General features: G+C 73.5%; 10 protein-coding genes. 6 read left to right on the forward strand and 4 right to left on the reverse strand.

Going from position 1 to position 12,001, the window contains the following annotated elements; genetic code table 11:
• On the reverse strand, window positions 1–587 hold a 587-nt coding region (locus GTW67_RS13320; protein ID WP_161165022.1), incomplete at its 3' end, for a hypothetical protein.
• A 376-nt stretch (window positions 588–963) separates the two neighbouring features.
• Here GTW67_RS13320 and GTW67_RS13325 point away from each other — a divergent pair.
• The 3 genes from GTW67_RS13325 to GTW67_RS13335 all read left to right on the forward strand — a co-directional run bounded on the left by GTW67_RS13325 (window position 964) and on the right by GTW67_RS13335 (window position 5,822).
• On the forward strand, window positions 964–1,167 hold the full coding sequence (locus GTW67_RS13325; RefSeq protein WP_028964611.1) for a cold-shock protein: 204 nt from the start codon (window positions 964–966) through the stop codon (window positions 1,165–1,167).
• 195 nt (window positions 1,168–1,362) lie between these two features.
• Window positions 1,363–4,131, forward strand: a complete 2,769-nt coding sequence (locus tag GTW67_RS13330) for an ATP-binding SpoIIE family protein phosphatase (protein ID WP_524539775.1) — start codon at window positions 1,363–1,365, stop codon at window positions 4,129–4,131.
• 146 nt (window positions 4,132–4,277) lie between these two features.
• Window positions 4,278–5,822: an MFS transporter gene (locus GTW67_RS13335; RefSeq protein ID WP_161165030.1), complete on the forward strand. Its 1,545-nt coding sequence runs from the start codon at window positions 4,278–4,280 to the stop codon at window positions 5,820–5,822.
• A 13-nt stretch (window positions 5,823–5,835) separates the two neighbouring features.
• Here the strand turns inward: GTW67_RS13335 and GTW67_RS13340 are convergent, their stop codons facing one another.
• The 3 genes from GTW67_RS13340 to GTW67_RS13350 all read right to left on the reverse strand — a co-directional run bounded on the left by GTW67_RS13340 (window position 5,836) and on the right by GTW67_RS13350 (window position 8,900).
• The gene (locus GTW67_RS13340) at window positions 5,836–6,507 is read right to left on the reverse strand and encodes a GntR family transcriptional regulator (RefSeq protein WP_161165023.1); all 672 of its coding nucleotides are present in this window, start codon (window positions 6,505–6,507) and stop codon (window positions 5,836–5,838) included.
• Window positions 6,508–6,660: 153 nt separating this feature from the next.
• Window positions 6,661–7,386 (reverse strand): aspartate/glutamate racemase family protein, encoded by a 726-nt coding sequence (locus GTW67_RS13345; RefSeq protein WP_161165024.1) that lies wholly within the window; start codon window positions 7,384–7,386, stop codon window positions 6,661–6,663.
• A 26-nt stretch (window positions 7,387–7,412) separates the two neighbouring features.
• Window positions 7,413–8,900, reverse strand: coding sequence for an NCS1 family nucleobase:cation symporter-1 (locus GTW67_RS13350; protein ID WP_161165025.1), 1,488 nt, complete (start codon window positions 8,898–8,900; stop codon window positions 7,413–7,415).
• A 204-nt stretch (window positions 8,901–9,104) separates the two neighbouring features.
• Here GTW67_RS13350 and GTW67_RS13355 point away from each other — a divergent pair, with 204 nt between their 5' ends.
• From GTW67_RS13355 to GTW67_RS13365, 3 genes are all read left to right on the forward strand, one after another.
• Window positions 9,105–10,034, forward strand: a complete 930-nt coding sequence (locus tag GTW67_RS13355) for a GNAT family N-acetyltransferase (RefSeq protein ID WP_161165026.1) — start codon at window positions 9,105–9,107, stop codon at window positions 10,032–10,034.
• 175 nt (window positions 10,035–10,209) lie between these two features.
• Window positions 10,210–11,040 (forward strand): PP2C family protein-serine/threonine phosphatase, encoded by an 831-nt coding sequence (locus GTW67_RS13360; protein WP_161165027.1) that lies wholly within the window; start codon window positions 10,210–10,212, stop codon window positions 11,038–11,040.
• Between the two features lie 51 nt (window positions 11,041–11,091).
• Window positions 11,092–12,001, forward strand: a 910-nt coding sequence (locus tag GTW67_RS13365) for an MASE1 domain-containing protein (RefSeq protein ID WP_161165028.1), incomplete at its 3' end; no start/stop codon positions are given.

Raw genomic sequence — 12,001 nt, forward strand, 5'->3', positions numbered from 1 at the left:
TCGCCCTTGCCCTCGCCCAGGGGCCGGGTCTTGTCCAGCGGGGTGGTGCCGGGCACCCGGTTGTAGTCGACGGCGATCACGTAGTCGAAGGAGCCCTCCAGGTCCTCACCCAGGTGGCCGGTGCCCGAGAGCGCGAACTCCGGGTCCTGGTCGTAGGGCAGGCGGGTGCCCGGGTCCGGCAGCCGGCCTCCCGCGTCACTGATGCCGTAGACGCCGACGGGCGTACGCAGGTCTCCCGCGCTGTGGCCCTCCGTCCAGCCGCGCAGCCCGTTGTGCGCCGACCAGGGGCCCGCCACGGCCTCCCAGCCCCGCACGGGGTGCCGTTCGTAGAGCACCACCTGGGCCCGGTTGGCGTCCTGTGACGCACCCCGGACCACCAGGACCTGCCCCGCGGCCGCGGGCACCCGGGCCCGGACGGCGGGCCCGAGCCCGGGAAGCGGCCGGGCGGTGGGAGCCGCCGGAGCGGGGCGGGGCGACGCCTGCCGCGCGGGGGGTCCGTCGGGCGTCCGCGAGGCGCAGCCCGTTCCCAGCAGGCCGGTGCACATCACCGCGCCGACCCCCAGGGCCAGGGCTTTCCTGACGCTCATCTCAACCTCCGGTTCGGTAGGTGGGCACCTCATTGGTTGACCACCCGCGCGACCGGGTCGTGCCGACGCCCCGGGTCTCGCCCGTATGGCGCACGACGACATCGTGCGCGGGGAGTGACGGAAGGGGCCCCCGACGCCGCCGGACAGCTCGGACCGGGCGGCCGCGGACGCACCCGAGGGCGCAACACCGTTCATGCTCGGACCCCTTACTCACTGGTGAGGCGCGGACATGCCGTGTAGCGTCAGAGACAGATGTCGTGGTTCGACCCGACCGCCCGCACCGTGGTGCGGGCGGTCTGCTGTGCAGTGCCTTGGACCCGACGACCACCTCCGGGTCCGCGCGGTGCGGATCCGATATCGGCTGAAAGGCAAAGGCATGGCCAGCGGTACCGTCAAGTGGTTCAACTCGGAAAAGGGCTTCGGCTTCATCGCGCAGGACGGCGGCGGCCCCGACGTCTTCGCGCACTACTCCAACATCAACGCCAGCGGGTACCGCGAGCTCCAGGAAGGCCAGGCTGTCACCTTCGACATCACCCAGGGCCAGAAGGGCCCGCAGGCGGAGAACATCACCCCCGCCTGACCGTGATGCGTTGAACCAGGCTCGGCGCCCGGAAGCGATCCGCTTCCGGGCGCCCTGCTGTGTGCCGGGCGGTGCCCGGCGCACGGCGTCGCCGGGCCGCAGCGAGTACCGTTGAGGCATTCGTGAGGAAGGCGACGGCCGGCGAACGGCGGCACCCACCCAGGTCCCGGACACTGGGGAGGGAGGACACGGAGCGTGAGCGCACACCCGCGTCGTCCCCGGGCCACGTCCCCCAGCCCCCTCGGCGGGCGGCGCCCGCGCACCGCCGCCCGGCCGCGTTCGCTGCTCGGGGTACGCAGCCTCGCCGGGCAGGTGCTCCTGTTCCAGGTGATCGTCGTCGTCCTCACCGTCGCCGCCGCCCTCGTGGCCCTCGTGCTCCAGTCCCGCAACGACAGCACCCACGAGGCCCGGCTCCGCTCCCTCGACGTCGCCACCACCCTCGCGTACGCGCCGGACACCCTGACCGCGATGACCGGACCCGACCCCACCGCCGTGCTGCAACCCCTCACCGAGCGGATCAGACACGACACCGGCGTCGACCTCGTCGTCGTGTACTCGCGGGAGGGCGTCCGCTACACCCACCCCGACCCCGCCCAGATCGGCAAGGTCGTCCTCGGCCCGTCCAGCCCGCCGCACGAGCCCGTGACCGAGACCACCGAAACCACCCAGGGGCTCTCGGTCCTCTCCACCGTCCCCGTCACCAGGGCCGACGGCACCGCCGTCGGCTCGGTGGGGGTCGGGATCACGGTCCGCAAGGTGGCGGGCATGGCGGCCGAGCAGCTGCCGATCCTCCTCGGCACCGCGGCCGGGGCACTGGCCGTGTGCGCGGGCGGCACCGCGCTGGTGAGCCGCCGGCTGCTGCGCCAGACCCACGGCCTCGGCCCGGTGGAGATGACCCGCATGTACGACCACCACGACGCGGTGCTGCACGCGGTGCGGGAGGGCGTGCTGATCACCGGGGGCGACGGGCGGCTGCTGCTGGCCAACGACGAGGCGCGGCGCCTGCTCGGCCTGCCGCCGGACCCGGAGCGGTCCCGGATCACCGACCTGCGCCTGGACCCGGGCATCGCCGAGCTGCTGACGTCGCAGAGGCCGGCCACCGACGAGGTGCACCTGACCGCCGACCGGCTGCTCGCGGTCAACAAGCGGCCCACGGCCCGCGACGGCGCGTACGCCGGGAGCGTCGTGACGCTCAGGGACACCACGGAGCTGCGGGCCCTGTCCGGGCGGGCGGAGGTGGCGCGCGAGCGCCTGACCCTGCTCTACGACGCCGGCACGCGCATCGGCTCCACCCTGGACGTGGAGCACACCGCACGGGAGTTGGCCGAGGTCGCGGTCCCGCGCTTCGCCGACCTGGTCACCGTGGAACTGGCCGAGGAGGTGCCGCGCGGCGAGGAGCCGGCGGCCGCGAGCACCGTCATGCGCCGTGCCGCCGTGAGCGGCAGCGGCGCAGGCCCTGCACCGCTGCCGGTGGGCCGGGCGGTGCCCCTCGCGGACGGCACACCCCAGGCGCGCTGCGTGGCGAGCGGCCGGGCGGTGCTGGAGACCGAACGTGCCGCGTCCGGAGCAGGACCGGCACAGGACACCGGGGACGCGGGGCGCACGGCGGACCAGGGCGCCGACGCCCTGATCGCGGTGCCGCTGCGCGCTCGCGGCGCCGTGCTCGGAGTGGTGACCTTCCGGCGCGCCGGCCGGGCGGAGCCGTACGACGAGGAGGACCTGCCGTTCGCCGAGGAACTGGCCACCCGTGCGGCCGTCGCCCTCGACAACGCCCGCCGCTACACCCGCGAGCACGCCATGGCGGTCACCCTGCAACGCAGCCTGCTGCCCCGCGACCTGCCGGAACCGAGCGCCCTGGAGCTGGCCCACCGCTATCTGCCGGCCCAGGCGGGCGTGGGCGGCGACTGGTTCGACGTGATCGAGCTGTCCGGCGCCCGGGTGGCGCTGGTGGTCGGGGACGTGGTGGGGCACGGGCTGCACGCGGCGGCCACCATGGGACGCCTGCGCACCGCGGTGCACAACTTCGCCACCCTCGACCTGGCCCCCGACGAACTGCTGGCCCGCCTGGACGACCTGGTCGCCCGCCTCGACCGCGAACGCGCCGCCCAGGGCGAGGACGAGGGACTCATCGGGGCCACCTGCCTCTACGTCGTCCACGACCCGGTCACCGCCACCTGCTGCGCGGCCCGCGCGGGGCACCCGCCCTTCGCCCTCGCCCTCCCGGACGGCACCGTGTCCTTCCCCGACCTGCCCGCCGGCCCACCGCTGGGCCTGGGCGGCCTGCCCTTCGAGAGCACCGAGTTCCCGGTGCCCGAGGGAAGCCGGCTCGTCCTCTACACCGACGGACTCGTCGAGGACCGCGACCGGGACATCGACGTCGGCCTCGGCATCCTGCGCACCGCGCTGACCCGCCCCGGCCGGACCCCCGAGCAGACGTGCCAGGACGTGCTCGCCGCCCTCCCGCCGGACCGGGCGCGCGACGACATCGCCCTGCTGGTCGCCCGCACCCGCGTGCTCGACCCCGGCCGGGTCGCCGACTGGGACGTGCCCCGCGACCCGGCGGCCGTCTCCGCCGTCCGCGCCGACGTCGGCCGGCAACTGGAGACCTGGGACCTGGCGGAACTCGGCTTCACCACCGGACTCATCCTCAGCGAACTGGTCACCAACGCCATCCGCTACGGCAGTCCCCCCATCCACGTCCGCCTGCTGCGCGACCGCGGTCTGATCTGCGAGGTGTCCGACGGCAGCAGCACCTCGCCCCATCTGCGCCACGCGGCCGCCACGGACGAGGGCGGACGCGGCCTGTTCCTCGTCGCCCGGTACGCCGAACGCTGGGGGACCCGGTACACCCCCACGGGCAAGGTCATCTGGACCGAGCAGTCGCTGGACGGTCGGACGACTGGCCCCGGCGGCTTCTCGGGCGACGCCGACCCGCTCGACCAGTGGGCCGACGTGACCCTGTGACACCCGGGGCCCGTGAGCCGTCTGATGCGACGCGCGGCGTCCTGGCACAGACTGGACGAGTGAACGGCACACATCCCGCGGCACAGCCCCACGGCGGCGGCAAGGCGCCCGGGTCGGCGCCGAGCCAGACCCTCACCCTCGCGGCCATGATGTTCGCGGTGGCGATGACGTTCATCGACCAGACCATCGTCTCCATCGCCGCGCCGGACATCACCCGGGAACTGGGCCTGTCGAGCTCCGGCATGCAGTGGGTCGTCAACGCCTACCTGCTCGCCCTCGCCGCCTTCTTCGCCCTGGGCGGCCGGCTGGCCGACCTCTGGGGCCCGCGCAAGGTGGTCGTCGCCGGCACCGTGGTGTTCGTCGTCTCCTCCGTCCTGTGCGGCTGCGTACCCGCCGGCGACGTGGCGCAGCCCTGGCTCATCGTCTTCCGGGCGGCGCAGGGCTTCGGCGCGGCGCTGCTCTTCCCGGCGGCCCTCGCCGTGGTGGTGGCGGTGTTCCCGGTCGAACGCCGGGGACGCGCCCTCGCCCTGTTCTTCGGCCTCTCCGGCGCGCTGACCGCGGTGGGCCCGCTGCTGGGCGGCTGGCTCACGGCCTCGTGGACCTGGCGCGCCGTCTTCTGGGTCAACGTTCCCGTCGCCGTCGTCGCGCTGGTGCTCACCGCCCTCGCGCACGTCCCCGACCGGCGGCGCACCGGCACCCTGGACGTCCGGGGCGCCGTCCTGATCGCCCTCGGCATGGGCGCGAGCGTCCTCGGGTTCCAGCAGGCCTGGTCGTGGGGCTGGGGCAGTGCGTGGACATGGCTGTGCATCGCCGGCGGCCTCGCGATCCTCGGCGTGTTCGTCCGGTACGAGTGGGGGACGCGCCATCCGCTGGTCGACCTGCGGGTGTTCGGGGACCGGGCGTTCGCGGTGGACCTGGCGGTGCTGTTCTTCGCCATGCTCGCCTTCGTCCCGCTGTTCTTCTTCGCCTCCGTGTACGCCCAGGTGTCCCTGAGCGCCTCACCCAACCAGGCGGCACTGTTCCTGCTGTACTTCTTCGCCGGGTTCGCGATCGCCTCGCAGTGGGGCGGCCGGATCCTGGACAAACGCGGCGCGCGCCCCGCGCTGAAACTGGGGACGGTGGTGGGCGCCGTCGGGTTCGCGCTGTGGGCGGGCGAGATGACCGACCTGTCCATGCACGACCAGTGGCCGTACGCCGCCCTCGCCGGAGCCGGTATCGGCTTCCTCCTCGCCCCGGCCTCCACGGACGCCGTCAACCGGGCGATCGGCGCCTCGTACGGGGAGGTCACCGGCGTCACCCAGACGGTGCGCAACTACGCGGCCAGCGTGGGCCTGGCCGTCTTCGGCACGGTCCTCACGCACGTCATGAACGACAACGTGGCGGACACCCTCAGGTCCCGCGGGCTCCCTCCGGGGACCGCGCACGACGTGGCCCGCCGGATCAGCGAGTCCGTCACCGGCCACGGGGACTCCCGCCCGCCCACCGGGAACGACACCGCCGCGCAGGCGACGCGGGACGCCATGGACGCCATCCGGATGGACTTCGCCCAGGCCAACCAGTGGGTCTTCTACGGTATGGCCATCGCCCTCGGCATCGCGTTCCTGTGCGCCCTCGGGCACCCGGGCGGCCGGGCACCGGCGGGGGAGTCCGAGGGGCCGGCCCGGACGGAGGCCCCCACCGGCGGCGGATGAGCGCCGGCGGGGCTCAGTCCCGCTGCTGCTCCTGCTCCTGCTCCTGTCGGGTGAGGTGGCCCAGCGCGGCGGTGCGGCTCGTGGCGAGGTGGTCCAGGACGAGTTCCTGCACCCGCTCGACGTCGCGCTCCGCGATCGCCCGGTACAGGGCCTCGTGCTCCAGCGCGACACCTTCGAGATCGTCGTGCTGGCCCATGAGCCACCGCAGCCGGCTGCGCAGGACGCCTTCGAGCTCGTTGAGCAGCTCATTGGCGGCGAGGGAGATGACGGTCTGGTGGAAGTCGGCCGCGGCCCGGCGGGCCCGCACCGCGTCGCCGGCCCGGGCCGCCGCCAGCTCGGCGTCCACGGTCGCGCGCAGCTTCTCCAGTCCGGCGCGGGTGTGCCGTTGCGCGGCGAGCCGGAAGGCCAGGCTCTCCAGGCCCGAGCGCACCTCGTCGAGGTCGGCGATGTCGCTCGTGGTGAACTCGCGCACCACCGCCCAGGTGCGGGGCCTGGGCGTCACCAGCCCTTCGGACACCAGCGTCCGCAGGGCCTCGCGGACGGGCAGCCGGCTCACGCCGAGCGCCTCGGCCAGTTCCCGTTCGACGAGCCTGCTGCCCGGTCGCCGCACCCCGTCGAGGATCTCGTCCCGCAACTGCCGGGTCACCCGCTCGGACTCGGGCGTGAAATCCCCTGACGCAGCCATCGCCGTCCTTCGTCGTTCGTCCCGTTCCCCGCGCACCGGCTGCGGCGGTGCGGTGCGGCAGCCGGGCGGCCCGTCAGAATACCGTGCGGCCGGTGCGACCGGCGGCCCGGCCCGGCGCCGGCGGGGAGGACGGGAGCGGGGACGACGGGGTCGTCAGCAGGCCGTCGGGGGCCAGTTGACGATCCGCTTCGGGCGCGGCGCCGCGTACGTGCGGACCTTGGACGTGGACAGGCCGAGCCGGACCAGCGACTCGGCGATCGTCACGGCGGCGGTCACCCCGTCGACGACGGGTACGCCGGTGCGGTCCACGACGCGCTCCGCGAGGCCGGCCATGCCGCCGCAGCCCAGGCAGATCACCTCGGCCCGGTCGTCCGACACCGCACGGACGGCCTGTTCGACGATGGCGTCCACGGCGGCCTGTTCGTCGCGTTCGAGTTCCAGCACCGCCAGCCCGCTGGCCCGCACGGAGGCGCACCGGGCGCTCAGCCCGGCCGCCTCCAGCCGCTCCTCGATGAGCGGGACCGTGCGGTCCAGGGTGGTGACGACGGAGTAGCGGCGGCCGAGGAACTGCGCGGTGCTCGCCGCGGCCTCGGTGATGTCGACGACGGGGACGTCGAGCAGCTCCTGGAGCCCCTCCCGCCCGTGCTCGCCGTAGCCGGCCTGCACGACCGCGTCGAACGGCTCCGGATGGGCGCGGACGGCCTCCATGACGGCCACCGCGGCGAGATAGCTCTCGTAGTTCCCCTCGACCGACTCCGCGCCGAAGGACGGGGTGAGAGGGACGATCTCCGTCCCGGGCGAGGCGGCACCGGCCGCCTGCTTGCCGATCGCGTCGGTGATGGACTGCGTGGTGTTGACGTTGACCACGAGGATGCGCATGGGGCGGGACCTTCTGCTCGGGCTGGTCATTCGGCGGCGACGGCGATGGCCTCGCCGTCCACATCGCGGATCGGCACGGCACGGTCGGCGACGACCGCGTACAGGGCGGCGGCGGCGACGGCGCCGATGAACCAGGAGAACCCGGCCGCGGCGTGGAAGAAGGGGACGAGGGCGACCACGACGGCGATCGCGGCGCTCGGGACGAAGGCGGCGACGGCCCGCGGGTTGTAGCCGCGCCGGTAGTGGTACTCGGCGTCCGCGTCCTCCGTGTAGAGGGCGGGCACGTTGACCCGGGCCTTCCGCAGCAGCCAGTAGTCGGCCATGATCACGCCGAAGAGCGGGCCGAGCAGGGCGCCGAGCCCGCCGAGGAAGTAGTTCACGACGACCGGGCTGTTGTAGAGGTTCCAGGGCGTGATCACCAGCCCCAGCACGGCGCTCACCAGACCGGCCCGGCGGAAGTCGAGGCGGCGGGGGAACAGGTTGACCAGGGCGTAGATCGGCGCGACGAAGTTGGCCAGCAGGTTGACCGCGACCGTCAGGGCGATCAGGGCCAGCGAGGCGACGGCCAGCAGGAACATGTTGGGGACGGACCTGACGATGTCGGTCGGGCTGGTGATGACCCGCCCGTCGAGGCTGAACTGGGCGCCGCTGAGGACCGCCACGATGCAGGCGAAGAAGAGCATGTTCACCGGGATGCCGATGACATTGCCCCGCACGATGGAGCCCCGGTCCTTCGCGGAGCGCGTGAAGTCGCAGAAGTTGAGGACGAACGTCCCGTAGATCACCACCCACAGCGCGGCCGCCTGGAGGACCTGGAGCCACATCGCGCCGCCGGTGAGCGGGTCGCCGACCGACAGGGAGACCGAGCCGTCCGCGCGGACGAACATCCACACGGCGAGCGCGCACATGGTGACCAGCGTGACGGGCGCCGCGAAGGCCATGTAGCGCCGGATCATCTGCATCCCGTAGCTCACGATGAGCACCTGGAGCGCCCACAGGACCAGGAACGTGATCCAGCCGAGCGTCGACTGACCGAGCAGGGAGTTGGTGTCCAGGCGGCTCAACTCCGGGAACAGGGCCACCAGGAGCGCGCTGAGTACGGCGGAGGCCAGATAGGTCTGGATACCAAACCAGGCGATGGCGACGGCGCCGCGCACGGCGGCCGGGATCTTGGCGCCCTTGACGCCGAACGCGATGCGGCTCATGACGGGGAACGGCACACCGGTTTTGTGGCCCATGAAGCCGGACAGGGTCAGCAGGAGGAAGAGCAGGACGGACGCGAGCGCGAAGGCGGCCAGGATGCCCCACACGTTCAGACCCAGGGCGAACAGTCCGATGGCGAACGCGTAATTGCCCAGGCTGTGCACGTCGTTGGCCCAGAGGGTGAAGACGTTGTAGGCGCCCCAGCGGCGGCCCTCCTTCTTCGTCGGGGCCAGGTCGTAGGTGTAGAGGGCGGAGCTGGTGGCGGTGTCGCCGGCCGTGACGGACGAGCGGCGGTCTTCCAGGGCAGTCATGCGTGGACTCCTGGTTCGGGATGCGGGGAGTTGGCGGTTTCCACGAAGTGGAAGCGGGATTCCGTGCCCCAGAACGTAGTTTTCGCCAAACAGCACCGTCAAGAGGTTGACCGTAAATGGAATACCATTTTTGGCGGGCTCGTCGGCCGGGCCGCCGGGGAAAACCCGTTGCGGCCGCCGCCCGCCGCCCCCGACGCTGCACCCATGTCCCCCGCACTCCTGCGCCCGGCCGCCCTCACCGACGCCCCGGCCATCACCGAACTCCTCAACGAGATCGACCGGATCGAGATCGGCCGCCCCGAGACCGACCTGCACGAGGTCGAGGCCGACCTGAAGCACCCGGACACGGACCTGGAGCACGACTCGTGGGTGGCCGTCGAGGACGGCAGGACGGTGGCCTACGGCCTGGTCTGGGACGAGTCCGGCGGTGAACGCGTCGGCATCGACCACTACGTGCTGCCCGACCACCAGCGGACCGGGCTGCGCCTGCTGACGGCGCTGGAGGCACGCGCACTGGCCAAGGCCCGCGCCAACGGAGCCGGCCGGGCCGTCGTCCACCTGCACCTCAACGCCCGGCCCACGACCGACACCGCGCTGCTCACGGCACGTGGCTGGAGCACCGTACGCCGCTACCACGTGCTCCACCGGCCCGTGGACCCCGCGCGCGACCTGCCGCCCGCCCCGCCGCCGGGCGTGCGGGTGCGGGCCTGCGCCGGCGAGGCCGACCGGCTGCGGGTGCACGAGCTGTACCAGGCGGCGTTCGCCGGCCACTTCGACTTCCAGCCGCGCGACTACGACCGCTGGCTGCACACCGTGGGCGCCGAGCGGCTGGACTGGTCCCTGGTGTGGATCGCCGAGACCGACGACCTCGGCGACGCCGGGTTCCTGCTGGCCCGCGACGACCGGGAGGCCCTGGGCTGGATCCGCAACATCGGGGTCCTCGGCGAAGCACGCGGACGCGGCCTCGGCGCCTTCCTGCTGCGCCACGCCTTCGCCGAGTTCGCCGCGCGCGGACGGGACACGGTGGGACTCGGCGTCGACACCGAGAACGCCACGGGCGCGCCGCGCCTGTACGGCCGCAACGGCATGACCGTCGACCACGCCGTCGACACCTGGGAGACGGTCCTCACCTGACGTCACCCGGACGGCCTACGCCGCGCCGGGGGGCGACCTGGCGCGTACCGCCCGCGTCCCGGTCCCGGGCGCCGCCGCGTTCCCCGCCGGCCCGGCGCGCCGAGGGGACGAACGGTGCCATAGTGATACGTGTCCCCCGCGGACTCATCCTCTGGAGCCGGAGCTGGAGCGGTCGATGTTCCGCAAGCGCCCTGTACACGACGGCGACGAGCTGCTGGCCAGGCTCGGATCGCTGACCGCACAGGCGCGCGAACTCGCGGAGCTCCAGCGCTCCCGGGTGGAGCTGGCCATCGCCCTTCAGCGCGGCATGCTCCCGGCCGACATGCCCGACGTCCCCGGCTTCCACCTGGCGGCCCGGTACTCGCCCGCCTACGCGGGGCTCAACGTCGGCGGCGACTGGTACGACGCCTTCACCCTGCCCGACGGGCGCATAGGCCTGTCCGTCGGGGACGTGCAGGGCCACACCATCGACGCGGCGGCCTTCATGGGACAGATCCGCGTCGGCCTGCGGGCCCTCGCCTCCGTCACCAGCGAGCCCGGCGAGCTGCTCGCCCGCACCAACGACCTGCTCCTGACCCTGGGCACCGACCTCTTCGCCACCTGCACCTTCATGCGGTTCGACCCCGACACCGGCACCCTGGAGAGCGCGCGGGCCGGGCACATCCCCTGCGTGTGGGCCACGGCGGACGGGAAATCCGGCGTCTCCGAGGACGAGGGGGGACCGCCGCTCGGCGTCCTGGAGGGCATGGAGTACCCGGTGACCCGCTACCGGCTCACCACGGGAGGCGTCTTCCTCCTGCTCACCGACGGCGTCGTGGAGGGCCCCTCCCTGCCCGTCGACGAAGGCCTCGAACGGGTCGTGCGGCTCGCCGGCATCGCCGCCGTCGCCGGCATGGAGGCCACCTCGCTGGCCGCCGCCGTGATCAAGAACGCGGCGCTGGTCGGACACGAGGACGACGCGGCCGTACTCGTCGTCGGCCACGACGGGCGGGCCGTTCAGCCGTAGGGCGGGAGCAGGGCGCCTCTCGCCTCGCCGACGGGACGGCGCCGGTGTCTGATGGCTGCTGTGGTGGGTATCGCTGGTTGGCCGCGCCCGCTCGTCCGGGTCCTGGAGACACTGCTCGTCGCGGGCTGCTACTACGCGGCGGGCCGGCTCGGGCTGCTGCGGCACCTGGTCGTCGAAGGCGCCGTGGTCGCCCCCATGTGGCCGCCCACCGGCGTCGCCGTGGCCTTCCTGCTCGTCCTCGGCCTGCGCTGCGTCCCCGGCATCGCCCTCGGCGCCCTCCTGGTCGTCGCCTCCCTCTCCCCGCTGCGGCCCTCGGCGCTCGGCATCCTCGCCGGCAACACCGCCGCCCCCGTCTGCGCCTACCTGTTGCTGCGCGCGGTGGGCTTCCGCACCGACCTGAGCCGCCTGCGCGACGGCCTGGCGCTGGTCTTCCTCGGCGCGCTCACCGCCATGCTGATCAGCGCCGGCGCCGGCGCCGGCATGGCCGTCCTCACCGGCGAACTCACCACGGACCACTTCTGGCCCGTCTGGCTGGCCTGGTGGGCGGGCGACGCGATGGGCGTCGTCCTCGTCACCCCGTTCCTCCTGCTGCTGTACCGGGCCCGCCGGCCGCCCCCGGGCACCCGCTGGGGGGAGGCCGTGACCATGGCCGTGGTCGTCGGCGTCCTCGTACCGCCGATCACCCACAGCCCGGTCAGCATGCAGTTCCTGATCTTCCCCCTGCTGATCTGGGCGGCCCTGCGCTTCCAGCTCGCGGGCAGCCTGCCGTGCGCGCTCTACGCCTCCGTCACGGCGTCCATCGCCGCCACGGACCGCTCCGGCGCCTTCGCCCGGCTGACCGAGGTCGAGGTGATGATGAAGCTCCAGGCGTTCAACGGCGCCGTGGGCCTGACCGCCCTGCTGCTGTCGGCGGTCATCGCCGAACAGCGCAACACCCGGCGCTCCGTGGAACGGGCCTGCC

This window comes from Streptomyces sp. SID5910 (assembly GCF_009862125.1).
Lineage (GTDB): Bacteria > Actinomycetota > Actinomycetes > Streptomycetales > Streptomycetaceae > Streptomyces.